Source organism: Rhizobium sp. Leaf371, assembly GCF_001424045.1.
GTDB lineage: Bacteria > Pseudomonadota > Alphaproteobacteria > Rhizobiales > Rhizobiaceae > Ferranicluibacter.
In genome coordinates this window covers 262,503-281,813 of sequence record NZ_LMQB01000001.1, presented here as the reverse complement: position 1 = coordinate 281,813, position 19,311 = coordinate 262,503, and the positions used below count along the sequence as shown (strand labels likewise).

The 19,311-nt window shown below is 65.0% G+C and carries 22 protein-coding genes; 10 read left to right on the top strand and 12 right to left on the bottom strand.

Going from position 1 to position 19,311, the window contains the following annotated elements; genetic code table 11:
* The first annotated feature begins 75 nt into the window (after window positions 1-75).
* Window positions 76-471: a globin gene (locus ASG39_RS01215; RefSeq protein ID WP_062592046.1), complete on the top strand. Its 396-nt coding sequence runs from the start codon at window positions 76-78 to the stop codon at window positions 469-471.
* Between the two features lie 3 nt (window positions 472-474).
* Window positions 475-837, top strand: coding sequence for a DUF423 domain-containing protein (locus tag ASG39_RS01210; protein WP_062592044.1), 363 nt, complete (start codon window positions 475-477; stop codon window positions 835-837).
* 85 nt (window positions 838-922) lie between these two features.
* Here ASG39_RS01210 and ASG39_RS01205 read toward each other — a convergent pair whose 3' ends face one another.
* From ASG39_RS01205 to ASG39_RS01190, 4 genes are all read right to left on the bottom strand, one after another.
* Window positions 923-1,237, bottom strand: a complete 315-nt coding sequence (locus ASG39_RS01205) for an antibiotic biosynthesis monooxygenase (RefSeq protein ID WP_062592042.1) — start codon at window positions 1,235-1,237, stop codon at window positions 923-925.
* Window positions 1,238-1,483: 246 nt separating this feature from the next.
* On the bottom strand, window positions 1,484-1,894 hold the full coding sequence (locus ASG39_RS01200) for a DUF2325 domain-containing protein (RefSeq protein WP_062592040.1): 411 nt from the start codon (window positions 1,892-1,894) through the stop codon (window positions 1,484-1,486).
* Window positions 1,895-2,044: 150 nt separating this feature from the next.
* Window positions 2,045-2,995 carry an energy transducer TonB gene (locus ASG39_RS01195; RefSeq protein ID WP_156467971.1) on the bottom strand — a complete coding sequence of 317 codons (951 nt, stop codon included), beginning with the start codon at window positions 2,993-2,995 and terminating at the stop codon, window positions 2,045-2,047.
* A gap of 40 nt (window positions 2,996-3,035) precedes the next feature.
* Complete coding sequence (locus ASG39_RS01190; RefSeq protein WP_244481091.1) at window positions 3,036-3,494, bottom strand: hypothetical protein; 459 nt, start codon at window positions 3,492-3,494, stop codon at window positions 3,036-3,038.
* Between the two features lie 184 nt (window positions 3,495-3,678).
* On the opposite strand from ASG39_RS01190, the gene ASG39_RS01185 reads away from it, so the two are divergent.
* From ASG39_RS01185 to ASG39_RS01160, 6 genes are all read left to right on the top strand, one after another.
* Complete coding sequence (locus ASG39_RS01185; protein ID WP_062592037.1) at window positions 3,679-4,734, top strand: hemin-degrading factor; 1,056 nt, start codon at window positions 3,679-3,681, stop codon at window positions 4,732-4,734.
* Between the two features lie 11 nt (window positions 4,735-4,745).
* Window positions 4,746-5,663 carry an ABC transporter substrate-binding protein gene (locus ASG39_RS01180; RefSeq protein WP_062592035.1) on the top strand — a complete coding sequence of 306 codons (918 nt, stop codon included), beginning with the start codon at window positions 4,746-4,748 and terminating at the stop codon, window positions 5,661-5,663.
* 19 nt (window positions 5,664-5,682) lie between these two features.
* Entirely contained in the window at window positions 5,683-6,789 is a 1,107-nt protein-coding gene (locus ASG39_RS01175; protein ID WP_062593289.1) for an iron ABC transporter permease, read from the top strand.
* Window positions 6,790-6,794: 5 nt separating this feature from the next.
* Entirely contained in the window at window positions 6,795-7,607 is an 813-nt protein-coding gene (locus tag ASG39_RS01170; protein ID WP_062592032.1) for a heme ABC transporter ATP-binding protein, read from the top strand.
* 157 nt (window positions 7,608-7,764) lie between these two features.
* Window positions 7,765-8,124: a hypothetical protein gene (locus ASG39_RS01165; protein ID WP_062592030.1), complete on the top strand. Its 360-nt coding sequence runs from the start codon at window positions 7,765-7,767 to the stop codon at window positions 8,122-8,124.
* Window positions 8,125-8,195: 71 nt separating this feature from the next.
* Window positions 8,196-8,618: a phage holin family protein gene (locus tag ASG39_RS01160; RefSeq protein ID WP_082476819.1), complete on the top strand. Its 423-nt coding sequence runs from the start codon at window positions 8,196-8,198 to the stop codon at window positions 8,616-8,618.
* 67 nt (window positions 8,619-8,685) lie between these two features.
* Here the strand turns inward: ASG39_RS01160 and ASG39_RS01155 are convergent, their stop codons facing one another.
* The 3 genes from ASG39_RS01155 to ASG39_RS22975 all read right to left on the bottom strand — a co-directional run bounded on the left by ASG39_RS01155 (window position 8,686) and on the right by ASG39_RS22975 (window position 11,106).
* Window positions 8,686-10,182, bottom strand: a complete 1,497-nt coding sequence (locus ASG39_RS01155) for an HWE histidine kinase domain-containing protein (protein WP_062592027.1) — start codon at window positions 10,180-10,182, stop codon at window positions 8,686-8,688.
* A 166-nt stretch (window positions 10,183-10,348) separates the two neighbouring features.
* Window positions 10,349-10,903 (bottom strand): RNA polymerase sigma factor, encoded by a 555-nt coding sequence (locus tag ASG39_RS01150; RefSeq protein ID WP_062477108.1) that lies wholly within the window; start codon window positions 10,901-10,903, stop codon window positions 10,349-10,351.
* Window positions 10,904-10,911: 8 nt separating this feature from the next.
* Window positions 10,912-11,106, bottom strand: coding sequence for a NepR family anti-sigma factor (locus ASG39_RS22975; protein WP_082476817.1), 195 nt, complete (start codon window positions 11,104-11,106; stop codon window positions 10,912-10,914).
* Between the two features lie 140 nt (window positions 11,107-11,246).
* On the opposite strand from ASG39_RS22975, the gene ASG39_RS01140 reads away from it, so the two are divergent.
* Both ASG39_RS01140 and ASG39_RS01135 read left to right on the top strand, forming a co-directional pair.
* Window positions 11,247-12,041 (top strand): response regulator, encoded by a 795-nt coding sequence (locus tag ASG39_RS01140; RefSeq protein ID WP_062476437.1) that lies wholly within the window; start codon window positions 11,247-11,249, stop codon window positions 12,039-12,041.
* A 271-nt stretch (window positions 12,042-12,312) separates the two neighbouring features.
* Window positions 12,313-13,257 (top strand): sensor histidine kinase, encoded by a 945-nt coding sequence (locus ASG39_RS01135; RefSeq protein WP_244481090.1) that lies wholly within the window; start codon window positions 12,313-12,315, stop codon window positions 13,255-13,257.
* Window positions 13,258-13,608: 351 nt separating this feature from the next.
* Here ASG39_RS01135 and ASG39_RS01130 read toward each other — a convergent pair whose 3' ends face one another.
* The 5 genes from ASG39_RS01130 to ASG39_RS01110 form a co-directional block, all read right to left on the bottom strand.
* Window positions 13,609-15,186 carry an FGGY-family carbohydrate kinase gene (locus ASG39_RS01130; protein WP_062592023.1) on the bottom strand — a complete coding sequence of 526 codons (1,578 nt, stop codon included), beginning with the start codon at window positions 15,184-15,186 and terminating at the stop codon, window positions 13,609-13,611.
* A gap of 115 nt (window positions 15,187-15,301) precedes the next feature.
* On the bottom strand, window positions 15,302-15,991 hold the full coding sequence (locus ASG39_RS01125) for an HAD family hydrolase (RefSeq protein ID WP_062592021.1): 690 nt from the start codon (window positions 15,989-15,991) through the stop codon (window positions 15,302-15,304).
* A 7-nt stretch (window positions 15,992-15,998) separates the two neighbouring features.
* Window positions 15,999-17,483, bottom strand: a complete 1,485-nt coding sequence (locus ASG39_RS01120) for a mannitol dehydrogenase family protein (protein WP_062592019.1) — start codon at window positions 17,481-17,483, stop codon at window positions 15,999-16,001.
* A 48-nt stretch (window positions 17,484-17,531) separates the two neighbouring features.
* Entirely contained in the window at window positions 17,532-18,305 is a 774-nt protein-coding gene (locus ASG39_RS01115; protein ID WP_062592017.1) for an L-iditol 2-dehydrogenase, read from the bottom strand.
* Window positions 18,302-19,303 (bottom strand): ABC transporter ATP-binding protein, encoded by a 1,002-nt coding sequence (locus ASG39_RS01110; RefSeq protein ID WP_062592015.1) that lies wholly within the window; start codon window positions 19,301-19,303, stop codon window positions 18,302-18,304. The genes ASG39_RS01115 and ASG39_RS01110 overlap by 4 nt, the downstream gene beginning before the upstream one ends.
* Window positions 19,304-19,311 lie beyond the last annotated feature (8 nt).

The window sequence follows — 19,311 nt, the reverse complement described above, 5'->3', positions numbered from 1 at the left end:
GCCTGCCAATCGGGTTTAAGAGGTTCACCGGAGCGATGAAGACCTCTCTCCCGACAGTAAGCCAGAGTGCCCGCCATGGACGATACCCGCAGCACCACCCTCTACGACGCGATCGGCGGCGATGCGACCGTGCGGGCGCTGACGCACCGTTTCTACGAAATCATGGACGCCGCGCCCGAGGCGGCCGCCTGCCGAGCCGTGCATCCGCCGTCGCTGGCCGGCAGCGAGGCCAAGCTTTACGACTATCTCACCGGATGGCTGGGCGGACCGCCGCTCTACACCGACAAGCATGGCCACCCGATGCTCCGCCGACGGCACTTCGGCGCGTCCATCGGTCCGGAAGAGATCGAAGGCTGGCTGTTCTGCTTCCGTCAGGCCTTGGAAGAAAGCGTCGCGCATCCGGAGCTTCGCAAGATCATTCTGGAGCCGGTCACACGGCTCGCGCATCACATGCACAACCGGGAGGGCTGAGCTATGGCCGACCGCATGCCGTCCCTTCTTCTCGCCGCGTCCGGCCTTCTCGGCCTCTCCGGTGTCGCCCTTGCGGCGGCAGCCTCGCATGGCGCGGACCCGCGCCTTCTCGGCGGCGCCTCCGCAATGTGCCTCGCGCATGCCCCGGCACTTCTGGCGCTGGCAGGCGCCGGACGAAACATCCGGCTCGGGGCGGCGGCCGGCACGGCCATGGCGCTTGGAACCGCCATCTTTGCCGGGGATCTCGTGCTGCGCCACATCACGGGCCACGGCCTCTTCCCCATGTCGGCGCCGCTCGGCGGCGTTCTCATGATGGCGGGATGGGCCCTGATTTTCGTCAGCGCCTTGCTGCCGAAGCGGCCCTGAGCGCGAACAGCTTCCGCCGTCGAACAAAGAAGGTCAATCTTTTGAAGAGCTTGTCGGCATCGCCGGAATCAGGCCGGCAGGCGCTTCAAGCACCCTCTACGACGGAAAAACCCTCGAATTTCGGCGGGCCGAGATAGAGCGCACGATTGTCGCCGGCATTGCGATGGGCCGCACGAAAATTCTCGGATTTGGTCCAGGCGACGAAATCGTCACGGCTGTTCCAGATCGAGGAAGAGACGAACAGCGTGTAGCCTTCCTCCGGATGGGTTTCGCCGCGCAGCAGGCGAAACTCCTTGAAGCCCGGGTTCTCGGCGAGACTCGAGTCGCGGTTCTTCCAGATCGCCTCGAAGGCCTCTTCGTGGCCGAGGGCAATCCGGAACCGGTTCATGGCAAAATACATCGCTTCACATGTCCTTCGATACGCGCTCTGGCACGGCAGCGTCGCTGCCCTGCGGAAAGAGAGAGATAACGGCGCGCTTCCCGGGCGCAAGTCCCGATCGGCAGGAGCGTGCCCGCCGCGGCAGGAACGGCACGACGTTGGCGCCCGGCCCCGGCGTCGCGCTCAAGGCGCGCAACGGCGCGAGACACGCGGCCGGGTGAAGCCCGAGGGGCGAAAAACGCGGAGCGTCCGGCATCGGGCAGCGCCTCAGTTCGCGCGCGACCGCGCAGCCTTCAGATCGTGCAGCGCACGCTCCAGGCTCGACTTGCTGCCGTTGCGCAGCGGCACGAAGGCCTTGCCGAATTTCTTGCAGCCGGTCTTCACCCGCAGGCAGGCATCGTGGCTGATGCAGTCGATCGGGCAGAACACGCAATCGACGGAGGGAAGCACGTTGTCGATCCGGGAGACGGCTTCGCGCAGGCCGCCATCGTGATGGATCAGTTCCGCGCCGAAATTGCTGGCGATCTGGCGAAGATGCGCCACCTGACAATCGCGTCCGCCGACATAGAGAAAGCTGCGGACGTCGAGGGCCTGGGGCTCCTGCACTGCGGGTGCTGCAGGCGTCGGGCTCGCGCTGCGCTTCTGTTTTGTCCGCTGCTGCTGACGCTTGTCGCCCATGGGGTTCTCCGGGTTCCATCTGCCGGCACGTTCTGCGCCGCCTCTTCCGCCGCGACCCTAGTAAACCTGACAAACTGAGTAAAGTTAAAACATGATAGTTTCTATCATATTTTATTCCGGCGTCTCGTGCGGCATCGGCCGCTCAGGTCTTCATCGTGTAAAGGTGATGGGAATGGTGAAGAGCCATGACGATCGTCCGGAGTCTTCCGGGATTTTCGGGGACCGCATCCGACGGGCCGCATCCAGAGCCGCACTGTCGAGAACCGGCGAGCCGCTGCTCCGCGTGACCTTGGGGCCGCTGACGCTGCCATTGGCGGCGACCAGGAACTGGACCTGCACGACGCCCTTCACACCCTTGCTTTCGGCGCGGGAGGGATAGCGGACGGCACGCTGAAGGGCACTGCGAACCTTGCCCTCGAAATTCGAAAAGGACGCGTTGCCGGCCGAACGCGCGCGCGTTCCCTTGCCCGAGCTGCTCGCGGACGCAACCTCCGAGCCATCGGAACGGCCCTTGGTGTTCCGGGTCTCCGCCTGGCCTTGCTGGCCGGACTTGATCGGCTCCGGCTTCTTCTTCGGCTTCTCGACCTCGGCCTTCTTCGTCACGGGCTTGACGGGCGGGACCTTGCGCACCGGCGGCGTGTCCGCCACGTCGGGCGGTGTCTCGGGCCGCGTCTCCGGAATAACCGTCGCGACCGGCGGCAGCGCGGCGACGACCTCGGGCGCATCGGTTGCGACCGGCGGCAAGGCATCCGCGGGAAGAATGACATCGGCGTCTGTCGGGACCGTGTCGGGCAAGACCTCGGATACCGTCTCCGCGGGCGGCGTCGTCGTCAGCGTCTCCGTCTCGACCTCCGTCGTCTCGGGCTGAATTGTCGCGACCTCCTCGGGCGGCGTTTCCACGGGGGTGATCGTATCGCTGATCGCGCCGGACTCAACGGTCTCCTCGAACGCATTTCCGAGAAGCGCGATCTCCATCTCCTCGCCACCCTGCGTCGCCGCAAGCGGGGGCGGTGGCGCATCCGGCAGGAAGGCGATGGCTGCACCGGCATGGGCCGCCACAGAGAAGGAAAGGGCCATCGCCCATTTTACCGCTTTTTGCATCCTTCGTTCCGATCCTTGCTCAGCTGTATCCGCCGTTGCCTCAGCCCTTCAGGCCCACAGGCGATTTCGAGCCGGTTCGCAGGCCCTGCATGCAGGCACTCTTGTCGATGCCTTCGCCGGAGCAGACCGGCGCATCGTTGATCAGCAGGCTGCCCAGCGCATCGCATTTCGTTCCCGCCAGATCGAACTGCCGCACCTTCGTCTTGCCGGCCGGGAGATCGCGGAAATCGAGAACCGCCATCCGCTCGACGCGTCCCTTCTGGTCGAACAGCACGAATTCGAACGACACCTTGGAGAGCGGCTGCGCCAGATCGTTGCCGGCAACGAAGGTCAGCTTGCAGCCACGCTCGGAGGTCGCGACATCGTTCAGCTCGACCGAAAGTCCGGTGGCGGCAGCCGCAGCCGCAGCCTCGGGACCTTGCGCCGCCGCCGGCGAAAACGGCGCCGTCAGCGCGAGCGTGGACAGGACAACGAGGCGCGACAGGGGGCGGCGGATCATGGTGCAGAGCTCCGAAAAGATGGTCTGGCCTGCATGTCGTTCTCGACGGAACGTTGCCGGCATATTGCGTCCATATTAAAAGATGAGTTATAAAGTCAAGATAGAAGGCGCGCGAATGAACCCGCACAGCAGCGCCTTTCCCGTGAAAAAGCCCCTGAACCGGCCCCGAACCAGGCAGTGAACCATGACCGAACCGACAGCTCCCACGCCCGCAGACATCCGCGCCTACAGGGCGGAACACCCGAAGATGCGCGAACGCGAGATCGCAGCGCAGCTCGGCATCTCCGAAGCGGCGCTCGTGGCGGCCGAATGCGGACTGACGGCGGTCCGGATCGATTCGGATGCCAACCGCCTGCTTGAATTTGCCCCGCAGCTCGGCGAGGTCATGGCGCTGACGCGCAACGAGAGCGCCGTCCACGAGAAGATCGGCGTGTTCGAAGCGCCGAAGACCGGCAAGGGCGCTTCCATCGTACTCGGCGAGAACATCGACCTGCGGGTCTTCCCCGGCGCCTGGGCCCATGCCTTCGCCGTCACGAAAACGGATGGCGACGATGTCCGCCGCAGCCTGCAGTATTTCGACCGGCAGGGAACGGCGGTGCACAAGGTCCATCTGCGGCCGGCCTCCAATCTCGAGGCCTATCACCGCCTGGTGAAGGATTTCACGCTGGAGGATCAGTCGCAGACCTTCACCCCGGAAGCGCTGGCGCCCGTCATCGAGACCGAGACCGAGGCGGTCGATCTCGACGGCCTGCGCGACGGCTGGAGCCGGATGACCGACACGCACCAGTTCCACGGCCTCCTGCGCAAGCTGAAGATCGAGCGGCGCGCGGCCCTGCACGCGATCGGCGACGATTATGCCTGGCAGCTCGATGCCGGTTCCATCGCGGCGATGCTGCGCGCCTCGGCAGCGGTCGCCCTGCCCCTGATGTGCTTCGTCGGCAATCAGGGCATCATCCAGATCCATTCCGGTCCGGTCGCGGCCATCAAGTCCATGGGCCCCTGGCTCAACGTCATGGATCCGACCTTCCACCTCCACCTGCGCACGGACCAGCTCGCCGAGATCTGGGCGGTGCGCAAGCCGACGGCCGATGGGCATGTGACCTCGCTCGAAGCGCTGGACGCGCGTGGCGAAATGGTCATCCAGTTCTTCGGCAAGCGCAAGGAAGGCGTCGCCGAACGCGAGGAATGGCGCGCCATCATGGAGGCCCTGCCGCGCCTCGATCTCACCGTCGCTGCCTGAGGAGCCGATCCATGACCCTGCGATCAGACCTGCGGCTTCGCGCCGTCCTTTCCCTGCTCGTTCTCGCCACCCCGCTCGCAATCCCGCTCGCCATGAGCGCGCCTGCGGTCGCAAAGGACGCCAAACCCATCGACACCTCCCGCCTCGTCTCCGTCGGCGGCGACGTGACGGAGATCATCTATGCGCTGGGCGAAGAGAAACGGCTGGTCGGACGCGACTCCACCAGCATCTACCCGCAAGCGGCAACGAAGGTTCCGGATGTCGGCTACATGCGCCAGCTCTCTCCGGAAGGCATCATGGCCACCAATCCGACCGCCATTCTGACCGTCGAAGGCAGCGGCCCGCCCGAAACCCTCGCCATCCTCAAGAACGCCGCCATCCCGATGGAGACCGTGCCGGAACGCTACGACGGCGCCGGCATCGTCGCAAAGATCGTGCGCGTCGGCGCCGTCCTCGGGGTCGAGGACAAGGCGAACACGCTCGCCGCAAAGGTCAAGGCGGACCTCGATGCGGCCGTGGCTGCAGCCGAGGCCCGCCCGGAAACCGGGCGCAAGCGCGTGCTGTTCATCCTCAGCATGCAGGGCGGCAAGATCATGGCGGCGGGCAATGGCACGGCGGCCGATGCCATCGTGCAGCTTTCCGGCGCCGTCAATGCGACGAAGAGTTTCCAGGGGTACAAGCCCGTGACCGACGAGGCCATCATCGAGGCCAAGCCGGATGTGGTGCTGATGATGACGCGGGGCGGATCGCACGGCGCCTCGGACGAGGAGCTTTTCAGGCAGCCGGCGCTTGCCCTGACGCCTGCGGCCGCGAAAAAGAGCGTCATCCGCATGGACGGCCTGCATCTCCTCGGCTTCGGTCCGCGCACGGCGAGCGCGGTGCGCGAGCTGAACGCCGCCATCTACGGAAAAGCGAATGCATCCCAGTAACGCCGTCACGGGCGATATCATGGCCCCCGATCCGCGGCGCGTCTCTCCCTTTGCCGGCCTGCGGGCAGACTGGGCGGCGGGCGATCGCTCGCGCCTTGCGCGTCTGTTGATCCTGGTTCTCGTCATCGTCACCTCGTTCGCCTTCGGCGCGTCGGTCATGACCGGTGCCGCCGATGCCTCGGTCGGCAACCTCCTGCGCTGGCTCACCGGCACGGAAACCGCGGAGGCCGCGCTCAGCCTGCGGGATCGCATCATCATCCTCGATATCCGCCTGCCCCGCGCCGTGCTCGGCCTCCTGGTGGGGGCGGCGCTTGCCGTCTCCGGGGCGGTCATGCAGGGCCTGTTCCGCAACCCGCTGGCCGATCCCGGTCTCGTCGGCGTGTCCGCCGGAGCGGGTCTCGGCGCCGTGCTCACCATCGTGCTCGGCGCATCCGTCTTCGGCCCGCTCTTCGCGCTGGTCGGTATCTATGCCCTGCCGGTCGCAGCCTTCCTCGGCGCCTTGCTGACGACCTTCCTCCTCTACCGGATCGCCACCCGCGGCGGCCAGACCTCGGTCGCAACCATGCTGCTGGCCGGGGTGGCACTCGCGGCCCTTGCGGGCGCCGTGACGGGCGTGCTCATCTTCGTCGCCGACGACAAGCAGTTGCGCGACCTGACCTTTTGGGGGCTCGGTTCGCTGGCCGGCGCCAGCTGGACGAAGATCGCGGGTGCCGCGCCCATCATCCTGCTCTCGCTCGCCGTCGTGCCGTTCCTCGCGCGCGGCCTCAATGCCCTGACCTTGGGGGAAGCCGCGGCCTTCCACATGGGCGTTCCGGTCCAGCGGCTGAAAACGGTCGCCGTCGTCACCGTCGCCGCGTCCACGGGTGCGGCCGTCGCGGTCAGCGGCGGCATCGGCTTCGTCGGCATCGTCGTGCCGCATGTGCTACGCCTGCTGATCGGCCCCGACAATCGTTACCTCCTGCCGGCCTCCGCCCTCCTCGGCGGCACCCTGCTGATCGTCGCCGACATGGTTGCCCGCACCATCGTGCCGCCGGCCGAACTGCCGATCGGCATCATCACCGCCTTTGCCGGGGCGCCATTCTTTCTCTGGATCCTGCTGCGCGGTCGCACGCAGATGGGCTTGTGACACCGATGATCGAAGCGCTGGACGTCACCGTTCGCCTGGGCAGCAAGACCGTGCTCCACGATATCAGCCTCACGGCCCGCGCGGGCGCGCTCACAGCCATCGTCGGCCCCAACGGCTCCGGCAAGACGACGACGATGAAGGCGCTTGCCGGCGAGATCGCCTGCGATGGCCGGGTGCTGATCGGCGGCGAGGACATCCGCAGCTTGAAACCCTGGCAGCTCGCCACCCGCCGCGCGGTTCTCCCGCAGGCCAGCGTCATCTCGTTTCCCTTCACCGTGCGCGAGATCGTGCGCATGGGCCTCACCGTCGGCGCCTCCACGACGCGCGTCGGCGGCACGTCGGCCGATCCGGGTCTTGCGGACCGCATCGCACGGGAGGCGCTGGACGCGGTCGATCTCGGCGGCTTTGCCGGTCGGTTTTACCAGGAGCTTTCCGGCGGCGAGCAGCAGCGGGTCCAGCTCGCCCGCGCGCTCAGCCAGATCTGGGAACCCGTGCGCGACGGGCGCCCGGCCTTTCTCCTCCTCGACGAGCCCGTCTCGAGCCTCGACATCCGCCACCAGCTGACCATCATGCGGCTTGCGGCGGATTATTGCCGGCGCGGCGGCGGTGTCGTCGCCATCATGCACGATCTCAACCTGACGGCCATGTTCGCCGATCAGGTGGTGATGATGAAAGAGGGCCGCGTCGTTGCCGCGGGCGCACCGCAGGCGATCATGACGGACGGAATGATGGAGACCGTCTTCGGATGCCCGATGCGGGTCAGCGTGCCGCCGCCGGCCGGGATCCCCTTCGTCCTGCCGCAAACGACCATGGCATAAAGCTCCCGCCATCGCCTGCCGGGTGCCCGCATGTCACCCGCGCACGCCCGTGCCGGGAACAAATCGGCGTGTTCGGCGTTTGCGCTGCACAAGGTCGGACACGTCCGGCCGCCTGTGTCAGCAAACGTCGTGAACCCGCGGCAACAAGGAGTACATCATGTCCCTCGGTCTGTTTTCCAGCTCGTCCAGCCGCAAGCGTCAGCACCTCCTGGGTGGCGCCATCGAAGACCAGCTGAGCGATCTGCGCAGCGATATCGCCTCGCTTGCCAATCTCGTGTCCAAGCGCGGCAATAAGGCCGGCAACCTTCTCTCGTCGCGCGCAAGCGACGTGCGCGGACAGGCCGAAACCGGCCTTGCCGACATGATGGACGGCGCCGAGCAGCTTCTGTCGGATCTGCGTCATCGGTATGCCTCGACGGAACGCCAGGTTCGCCACACCGTCCGCGAACATCCCCTCGCGACCGTCGGCGCCATCGCCGCCCTCGGCATCGCCTTCATCGCGCTGTCGCGTCGCTAAGCCACCGTCGTCGGGTTTGAATGCCGTCCCTCGCGAAGGGGCGGCTTTTTAGGATTTGAGGGAGAATATGCATGGGGTCTTTGGCGGCATTATTGTCAGGCGTCGTACTCAGTGACATTTCAACGGTCGTCGCGCGGACGAAACGAAACGCGATTTTCATGGCGATCGCCGGCGTCTTCGTACTGACCGCCTACGTCTTTTTGCTCGTCGCAGGCACCATCGCGCTTTCCAATGCCTATGGCACGATTCCGGCAACTCTCATCATGGGCGGCGTGTTCGTTGCCATCGCGGTCGTCCTCTTCATCATCATGTCGGCCATGGCATCGGCCGAAAAACGCCGTGCGGCCGAGCGCCGACGCCAGTCTCAGCTGAAGACCAACGTCGCCGTGACCACGGCCCTCACCGTCTTCCGTCGCAAGCCCCTCGTGGCGGCGGGCGTCGCGATGGCCGTCGGCGCACTGCTTGGCGTGACGCGCGGCCGCAACGACGACTGAGCGCCGACACGCACCAGCCTGCTCTGCAGAAAGGCCCTCCGGGGCCTTTTTTTTCGTTATGAGGAACCTAGAGCGGCAAACGGACCAGCGCCGTGACCCCGGCTGCGAGATATTCGACCTTCACCGAACTGCCCATCACCTTGTCGAGGCTGCGCTCGATCAGGATCGAGCCGAAGCCGCGCCGGCCGGGCTCGCTCACCGGCGGACCGCCGACTTCGGTCCAGGTCAGATTGAGGACGCGCCCGATCTCTTCCAAATGCCCCCGCGCAGTGATCACGATCCGCCCGTTCGGCACGGAGAGCGCGCCATATTTGTAGGCATTGGTTGCCAGTTCATGGAGCACCAGACCGAGGCCAACGGCCTGATCGGGGCCGAGAAGGATCTCGTCCTTGTGGATCTCGATCTGGGCCTCGTAATCGCGCACATGCGGCGAAAGCTGCTTCTTGAGCAGCGCCGACAGTCGGATCTCGCCCCATTCATGATCCGAGAGAAGGCCGTGCGCCTCCGAGATCGCCTGCAGCCGTCCGGCAAAGGCGGTCATGAACTCCTGCGGATCGCTCGTCTGGCGCAGCGTCTGCCGGGCCAGCGACTGCAGCATGGCCAGCGTGTTCTTCACCCGATGATTGAGCTCCCGCAGCAACAGGCGGGTCCGCTGCGTCGTGGACTGCTCGGCCGTCACGTCGATATTGACGCCGAGAAAGCTCTTCGGCTTGCCGGAGGCGTCGCGCTCGTGCACCCGGCCTCGGCCCAGCACCCAGCGCCCCGTCGTCTCGACGCGGAACGTGCTTGCATATTCCGCGTCTTCCGTCATGGCGGCCCGCAGATTGTCCAACATGCCGGCCCGGTCTTCGGGATGGATGAAGCCGATGATATCGCGCGCGCTCATCGTGGTCGCGGTCACGCCGAACATGCGCGACATCGCCGCGTTGCAGGTTACCTGCCCGGTCTCGGCGTCCCACAGCCAGCTGCCCACATTGGCGGCCTCGAGCGCCTGCGCATGGCGCTTCTCGTCGCGCGAGAGCACCTCGGCCCGCGCGGCGCGGGCACGCGCATCCTCCTTGAAACTCATCAGCCGCGATGCGATCCGCGCCAGTCGCTGCAACTGCAGGGTCAGCGCCTCCGGCACCTCAAGGCGCGGCGCACGATCGACGACGCAGACCATGCCGACCGCATGGCCCTCGACCAGCAGCGGCGCGCCCGCATAGAAACCAACGCCGTCGGCCACGCAGGCCTGGGCGGCAAACCGCGGATCCTTCGCGGCATCGCGCACGACGAAAGGCGCCAGCGGATGCGTGGCGACCGCATGTGCGCCGAAACAGGTAAAGGCATCGACGTCGGACAGATCCGTGCCGACCCGCGCCACCACCCATTCGCGCCGATCGTCGATCAGGGTGAGCAGCGCGACCGGCGCATCGAAGATACCGGCGGCGACCTCGACGATCTCCTGGAATTCGGCAGACATGCCGGGACGGCCAGGCTGCAGCGACCGCAAGGCGGCAAGCCTTTGTTTGTCCATGATGACCGCGGGGACATCTGGCAGCAAATCCGGTCGGGTCTCAGTCATCAGCACTCGCCTGCGGCATCCCTCGGCCTGACGCGGCGCCGGGGGGATGAATCGGTTCGACCGGAATCTGCATGATCCTGTGCATGACAGCAATGGTCAAAGGCACAAGCTCAGAGATCGGCGCATCTCGCAATGCGCCGACCGGAGGCACGCAACCCTCGAAACCTCAGGAGACGAAGGCGCGCGACGTCAGGGGAGCCGAGGTTGCATCCGGGCCATATTCGTTTTCGCCGGTCACCTGCAGGATGTCCGACAGGCGCTGGCGCGCGCGGTTCACGCGGCTCTTGATGGTGCCGAGCGCGCAACCGCAGATCTCTGCCGCCTCCTCATAGGAAAAGCCGGAGGCGCCGACCAGAATGATCGCTTCCCGCTGGTCGGGCGGCAGCATGTTCAGCGCCCGCTTGAAATCCTGAAGATCGAGCGACCCGTATTGCGAGGGATGCTGGGCGAGCGATTCCGTGAAGAAGCCGTCGCTGTCCTGCACCTCGCGGCCGCGCTTGCGCATCTGGCTGTAAAGCTCGTTGCGAAGGATCGTGAACAGCCACGCCTTCATATTGGTGCCCATTTCGAAGTGGTCCTGCTTTGCCCAGGCCTTCATGATGGTATCCTGCACCAGATCGTCTGCACGGTCGTGCCGGCCGATCAGCGACATGGCGAAAGCGCGCAGGCTTGGCAGGGCAGCCAGCATCTCGCGCTTGAAACTGGGTTCTTCAGCCGTCATCTTGGTGCTCATTTCGTAACGTCCGGAACGTGACGACGCTCGACGGCGTCCAGCTGTTCGAGAAGATCGAGGAAGCGATCGGGAACGGCTTCCTCCTGGACGGAGACGTAGAGAGCGCGCAGCTTCGTGGCGATCTGCGCATGTGGATGATCGGCCCGGACCGGTTCGCCGGCTCCAGAACTTGCCCCAGTTTTATCGGTCATGAAAACGAAATACCTCGCGTGGTGATCGCAGCCTAAATGCCTGGCGCAAAAATTTGTTCCCGCGACGGAACCTTTTTTTTGGATCAACGTTCCCATAACTGTCATGGCCATAACCTCGGCCGGATTGAGGGAGTTTTTGTATGTCATTGTCTACCCGGATCGCTCCGTTCCTGCCCTACCTGCGCCGGTATTCCCGCGCACTGACCGGGTCCCAGACATCGGGCGATGCCTATGTCGCCGCCGTTCTGGAGGCGTTGATCTCGGATATGTCGATCTTCCCCGAGGCGAGCAGCGACCGCGTCGCTCTGTTCCAGCTTTATACCAAGCTGTTCGGATCGTCTTCGGTTCTCATTCCCGAGCCGGTTTCTCCCTTCGCCTGGGAAAAGCGCGCCTCCATCAATCTGGCATCGGTCTCGCCTCTCGCCCGTCAGGCGTTCCTCCTCGTTTCCGTCGAAGGTTTTCGCACCAGCGAAGCGGCAGAAGTTCTGGGAACGTCGGAAAGCGGCATGGCGCAGTTGATCGAGCGGGCATCCGAGGAGATTTCCCGCCAGGTCGCGACCGACATCATGATCATCGAGGACGAGCCGCTGATCGCGATCGACATCGAGCAGATGGTCGAGAGCCTCGGCCACCGCGTGACCGGCATCGCCCGCACGCGCGACGAGGCGGTGGCACTCTTCAACGCCACGCAGCCGAGCATGGTGCTTGCGGATATCCAGCTCGCAGACGGCAGCTCGGGCATCGATGCCGTGAACGAGATCCTGCGCACCTCCGCCGTGCCGGTCATCTTCATCACCGCCTTCCCGGAACGCCTGCTGACCGGCGAGCGCCCGGAGCCGACCTTCCTGGTGACCAAGCCGTTCAACCCGGACATGGTCAAGGCCTTGATCAGCCAGGCGCTGTTCTTCAACGAATCGACCAAGGCCGCGGCCTGAGCCAAGGCCATATTTTCCCTCGCATTCTCTCTTCGGGCCGCGCCTCTCCGGGCGCGGCCTCTCTCATCGGACAACGATCGCTCGGGCAACGTCGCAACATCATCGCAGATGATGGAACGGACCCGTGTTTGTCTCGTTAACGCGTCAGCCGCCCCGTATTGTCGTGAATGAAGAGGCATCCCGCGTGACCAGCGCAAGCAGTTCAACATCTCCAGCCGGCGCAAGCAGAGCCGTCGAGACTGGAGAGAGTATCGGACTGCTGGACCGCGTCGTGAAGAAAACCGGCGCCGGTTACATCTTCCAGTCCGAATCCCTCGACGTGCTGTTGTCCGGCAATCTGCCGGAAAGGCTCGATGGGCTTCTCGCTCACAACGGCGATATCGACGTGCTCGGAGACGAGGACGGCAGGCGACTGCTCGCGTTGAAGAAGACCGTCTTCGAGACGGACGAGGCCGACTGCATGGAGGTCGAGCTTCCCTCCTCCTCCGGCCTCATGACGTTCCGGATCGATCTCGAACGGATCACCGCGCTCGACACCGACGGCATTCTCTCCGTCATCACCGACATCTCCGAGACCCGGCATCGCGAGCGCGTCCTGAAAACGCTTCTGCGCGAATTGAGCCATCGCTCGAAAAACCTGCTTGCCATCATTCAGGGGATCGCGACGCAGACCGCGCGTCAGGCGCTGTCGCTCGATAGTTTCCTGGTCAAGTTCAGAGGCCGTATCCAGTCGCTCGCCTATTCCCAGGATCTGGTGACCGATTCCAGCTGGCGGGGTGCGTTTCTCTTTGCGCTCGCCGCAAAGCAGTTCGCCGCCTATTGGTCGGAACCGAGAATGCCGATCGTCGCGACCGGCATCGACGCGCACCTCTCGCCGAATGCAGCACTCCATATCGGCCTCGCGCTTCACGAGCTGATCGTCAACTCGGCCTCTCACGGGGCGATTGCCGCTGGGGTGAACTCGCTGACGCTCGACTGCTTCGAGACCGTCTTCAACGACAAGCCGGCCCTCGAACTCGCCTGGATCGAACTTTTGCCGGAGCCGGACACGACGCGTGATCACGACGAGCCGAGCTTTGCCCGGACCGTGCTGGAACGCGTCGTCCCCATCGCAATTGCGGGCAAGGCCGTCTACATCACGCGTGCGGACCGGATCGAATATCACCTGACCATCCCCGCCCACGAATACGAGATCCTCGATCCCGTCGAGGGCTGAAGGCTGTCTCGTCGGAAAGAACGGGTTCCGCTTTTCTGGCAACGACAAAAGGCGGGACACCGCTCCTTCACGCATGCCGGTACGGTCGGATCGTTCAGAGCCGATGTCGCTGGTTCTTTGTGCTGAAAAAGAAACAGCCAGTGCCGGGGGGAGGCACTGGCTGTATTCGACAACTCACCGAGGGGGCATGTGAGTTGGAAGCCGGATATTATTGGGTGGTTCTCATTGGGGGCGATGAGAACCATGGTCCGGACATCCAATAAATGCGCGGCCCGAAATTTGGTTCCGGCCTCTCGCATCTTTTTTCGAAGTTTTTTTGCGCTGCCGAAACAGCCGATGGTTTGCAGGCTTTCAGTCCGCCTCGAGCTCCGCGCGGTGGCGGTAGAGGCTGAGGAATTTGGCATAGTCGCGGTCGTAGACGGCCGTCATGTCCGGGTCCGGTCGGCGTTCGAAGCCGCCGGGGCTCATGCCCGCTCCCGCAGCGGCAAGATCGCCGTAAAGGCCGCCGGCGACGGAGGCGATCATGGCCGTTCCGAGAAGCACGGCATCCGTCGTTTCGGGAACGACGACACGGCATCCGGTGGCGTCGCTGTAGAGGTCCATCAACAGCGGATTGCGCACATGGCCGCCTGTCACATGCAGTGTATCGACGTGATAGCCCGCATCCTTCATCATCGCGAGAATGTGGCGCACGCCGAGCGCAATGGCGACGCAGGTCCGCCAGTAGAGACGGCAGAGCGCATCGAACGAGCTGTCGAGCGTCAGGCCCGAGATGACGCCGCGCGCATGCGGATCGGCAAAGGGCGAACGATTGCCGTGAAAGTCCGGCAGGACATGCAGCCGCGCGGCGAAGTCCGTGCCATAGGCCGCGCGCAATTCCTGGATGCGCAGGACGATCCGCGCGTGTATTTCCGCATCCGGCTCCCCGCCGGCACTGTGGCTGCGCACCACGTGATCGAGCAGGGCGCCGGTCGCCGACTGCCCGCCCTCGATCAGCCACTGCCCTTCAAAGCCCGCTTCATAATACGGTCCCCACATGCCGAAGCCGGGGCGCATCTCGCGGGAGAACGCCACGATGCAGCTCGAGGTCCCCGCGATCAGCGCCAGCTGCCGTTCCAGAACGTCCGGCTGCCCGGCGAACCGGCCGAGAACGCCGATGGCGCCGGCATAGGCGTCGATGACGCCGGTCGCCACCCGGCAGGCCTCGTGAAGCCCGAGATCGGCGGCCGCCTCCGCCGTGAGAAGGCCGATCGCCGAGCCGACAGCCGCCGGCTCGGCGTCGAGCCGACCGCGTTCCGGAAGATCGCCGAGCCCGATCGCGTCGAGAAAATCCGGTTGCCAACCGCCGGCATGGCTCAGATAGTTCCACTTCGCGGTCAGCGTGCAGCGCGACCGCAACGTGCTCCCCGTCGCCCGCCACGACATGAAATCGGCAAGGTCGAAAAGGTAGCCGACCCGCTCCCACTGCTCCGGCAGGGTCTGCTTCAGCCAGAGAAGTTTCGGCATCTGCATTTCCGGAGACATGACGCTGCCGGAATGCCGAAGCACGGCATTCTTGGTCGCGGTGCAGGCATCCGCCTGCGCCATCGCCCGATGGTCGAGCCAGACGATCGTGTCCCAGCGCGGATCGCCCTTGCGATTGACGGAGAGCGGCGCGCCGTCATGGTCCCGCACGACGAGCGAACAGGTCGCATCGAACCCGATGGCGGCGATCGCCTCGGCCGGAACCCCGGCCTTGGCACGCGCCGTCTTCACCGCGATGCAGACGGCCGACCAGATGTTTTCGGAATCATGCTCGGCGTGGTTTTCTTCCGGCCGGTTCATCAGGATCGGGTAGTCCGCCCGGGCGAGAAGCGTGCCCACGGCATCGAAGATCCCGGCGCGCGCGCTGCCCGTCCCGATATCGACCGCAACGATCAGATCGCCCATGCCGCATCCGTCATATCCGGCATCTCACGCCAGGCAGCAGGCAATGGATCGCTTGCCGACGTGCGCCATGGGCGCCGCGGTGTTGCAGGCTCTGGCCGTGAAGCGGTGCGATGCGTCAGCCTGGGTGTCCATCCCGTTTTTGTTCTTTCGCCACAAGATGGATGAGTTCGCGCATATCGTCAAACACGGCGTCTGGCGCGAGGTCCCGGATGGCGCCGAGATGCCGCTCGGTGCGGGCATGCGACGCGCCGGTGAACGCGAAGACGCGCATGCCGGCCGCCTTCGCCGCGACGATACCCGCCGGGCTGTCCTCGATGACGATGCAGTTTTCCGGCGCCACGTGCATCGCGTCCGCCGCATGCAGAAAGAGATCGGGGGCCGGCTTCCCGTTCGTCACCATGGTCGCGCTGAAGAGATGCGGTTCCAGCCGGTCGATCAGCCCGGTAATGGTCAGCGACAGGCGAATGCGCTCCATCTGGCTCGACGACGCGACACAGCGCCGCACATCCAATGCGTCGAGAACGCCGGAGATGCCCGCAATCGGCTGCAGCTCGGCTTCGAACCGCTGGTAAAGATCGTGGCGCATCTCTTCCAGAAACGCCTCGTCCACCTGCAACCCGAAATCGTCATGCAGGATTTTCGTCATCGTCATCAGGCTTTTGCCGAGAAACCGCTCGGTCGCCTCGTCGGCATCCATCTCGACACCGGCCGTGCGCAGCACCCGCACCAGCACATCGATCGACAAGGGCTCGCTGTCGACCAGCACGCCGTCGCAATCGAAGATGACAAGTTCGGGTGCGGCCATGATGATCTTACTCCGTCAGTTTTCCGTCGAGATACAGCTGCAGCGTCTGGCGCGTGCCCTGCTCCCATAGCGTCTTTAAGGCATGCGTAAAACGCTTGGCGAAGATTTCGGACTGCGCGACCTCGCCGAAGATGTCGGAAAGCGCCAGGAACGCCATCGGATCGTCCTTTGCCTTGAGAGCCGCCTCGTGCAGGCGGTCGGCACTCGCATCGTTGAAGGCGATCTTGGCGCCGCTGTCGGTCGTGCCGGCGAAATAGCGGCACCAGAGGGCCGAGACCAGCGCCAGCCCGACGACGTCGAGGCCCTGGCGCAGGCGATCGCCGGTCGAGGGCAGGATGAACTTCGGCTGCCGGTTCGATCCGTCCTGTGCCAGGCGGGGAATCGTGTCGCCGATCTTCGGGTTGAACAGGCGCGTCTCGACCTGCTTGTAATAGGCCTTGAGATCCGTATCCGGCACGGGGGGCACGATCGGGATGATCTCGTCATGCTCGAGCTTTTCGAGGAAAGCCTGGATGATCGGCTCCCCCATGGCGTCGTGCACGAAATGAATGTCGAGCAGCGCCGCGGGATAGGCGATGGCCGCATGACCGCCGTTGAGGATGCGGATCTTCATCAGTTCATAGGGTGCGACGTCGGGCACGAACTGGACGCCGACCGTTTCGAGCGCCGGCCGGCCGGCGGGAAAATGATCCTCTAGCACCCATTGCTTGAACTCTTCGCAAAATACCGGCCAGGCATCGTCGATGCCGTACTGGTCGGCGGCGATACCGATCTCGCGCGGGCCGGTCGCGGGCGTGATCCGGTCGACCATGCCGTTCGGAAAGGCGACGTTGGCGTCGATCCAGTCGGCCAGCGCCGCGTCCGACAGGCGCGCCAGACCCGAAACGGCCGCATGCGTGACCTCGCCATTGCCGGGAATATTGTCGCAGGACATGACCGTGAAGGGCGCGAGACCCTTCTCCCGCCGCGCTTTGAGGCCGGCGATGATCAGGCCGAACACCGTCTTCGGCGCATCCGGGTTCTCGGCATCGGCAACGATCGCGGGGTGCTTCGGGTTGAAGTGGCCGGAGGCCGGATCGATGAAATAGCCGCCTTCGGTGATCGTCAGCGACACGATGCGGATCGCCGGATCGGCGAGACGGGCAATGGTTGCGGTCGGGTTTCCGGGCGCGAGATAGTCGATCATCGGGCCGGTCACGCGGGCGGCGGACCGGTTGTTGTCCTGCTCCACCACCGTCGTCAGATAATCCTGCCCGGCCAGCTTTTCGCGCATGGCCGCATCCGACGGCAGCACGCCTGCCCCAACGATCGCCCAGTCATGGTCGCGGCCCGTGTTGAACAGGTCGTCCAGATAGACGGCCTGGTGGGCGCGATGAAAATTGCCGACGCCGAAATGGACGATCCCGGCGCTGAGCGCCGAGCGCTCGAAGGCCGGAACGGTCGCCGTCGCCTTGATGGCATCCAGGTTTGCAAGCGAGAGCTTGGTGGTCATGATAGTACCCTTTCGGAACGCGGCTTGGAGATCGAGCGGGCGCGAGCCTCAGCTCATCCAGTTTCCGCCGTCGACATTGTAGGTCTGGGAGACGATGTAGTCGCTGTCGGACGAGGCGAGGAACACGGCCATGCCGGTCAGGTCCTGCGCCGTCCCCATGCGACCGAACGGCACTTCCGCGCCGACGAGCTTCTTCTTCTCGCCGAGCGGCCGGTTCTCGTATTTCGCAAACATCGCGTCCACGCCGTCCCAATGCTCGCCGTCCACGACGCCGGGGGCGATGGCGTTGACGTTGATGCCGTGCGGGATGAGGTTGAGGCCCGCCGACTGGGTCAGGCTGATGACCGCCGCCTTGGTCGCGCAATAGACCGCCACCAGTGCTTCGCCGCGTCGTCCGGCCTGGCTCGCCATGTTGATGATCTTGCCGCCGTGCCCCTGGGCGATCATCTGCTTGGCCGCCGCCTGCAGCGTGAAGAGCGTGCCGGACACGTTGATCGCAAACAGCCGGTCATAGCTCTCGCGGCTGATCTCGGCGATCGGCGCAAGGTCGAACAGGGCCGCATTGTTGATCAGAATATCGAGCCGCCCGACCTTTGCGACGACGGTCGCGATGGCCGCATCGATCGACGCCTGCTGCGTCACGTCCATCTCGACCGGATAGGCCTGAGATCCGAGTTCCCCCGCCGTCTCGGTGGCGCGGGAGAGGTTGATGTCGGCAATCGCCACCGTCGCGCCTTCGGCGATGTAGGCTTCCGCGAAGGCGCGGCCGATCCCCCGGGCCGATCCGGTGATCAGCGCGCTCTTTCCTTCAAGACGTTTCATCGGATCGCCATGCCCTTCTCGTTGAACTTGTGAATGCGCGCCTCGTCGGGCGTCAGATAGACGGTGTCGCCGTGCTGGACGGGCACGTCGCCGGCGATGCGCGCGGTCACCTGGCCGATGCCCTCGACCAGAATATGCAGGAACGTGTCGGCACCGAGATGCTCGGCGACGCTGACCCGGCCCGTCCACGTGCCGCTCTCGCGCGACAGCTTCAGATGCTCCGGTCGCACGCCGATCGTGTGAGCGTCATAGCCGCTGGCAAATGCACCGGTCGCGAAGTTCATGCGCGGCGAGCCGATGAAGCCGGCGACGAAGATGTTGTTCGGGCGATGATAGAGATCGAGCGGCGAACCGACCTGCTCGATATTGCCGGCATTCAGCACGACGATCTTGTCCGCCATGGTCATGGCTTCCACCTGGTCGTGGGTGACGTAGATCATCGTGGTCTTCAGCTGGTTGTGCAGCTCGCTGATCTCCAGCCGCATCGTGCCGCGCAGAGCGGCATCGAGGTTGGACAGCGGCTCGTCGAACAGGAAGGCCGAGGGTTCGCGCACGATGGCGCGGCCGATGGCGACGCGCTGGCGCTGGCCGCCCGAAAGCTGGCCCGGCCGACGGTCGAGATAATTGGTGAGGTTGAGGACGCGCGCGGCCTCTGTTACCTTCTTGTCGATCGCGCCTTCGTCCATCTTCGCCATCTTCAGCGGGAAGGCGATGTTGTTGCGCACCGTCATATGCGGATAGAGCGCGTAGGACTGGAACACCATGGCAAGGCCGCGCTTGGCGGGCGCCTCGTTGGTGACGTCGCGGCCGTCGATCTCGATATGACCGGCAGTCGCATCCTCCAGTCCCGCGATGATCCGCAGCAGCGTGGACTTGCCGCAGCCGGACGGCCCGACGAAGACCACGAATTCGCCGTCCTTGATTTCGAGGTCGATGCCCGGAATGACCGTCGTGGCGGCGAAACTCTTCGAGACGTTCTTCAGACGTATATTGCCCATGATGTGCG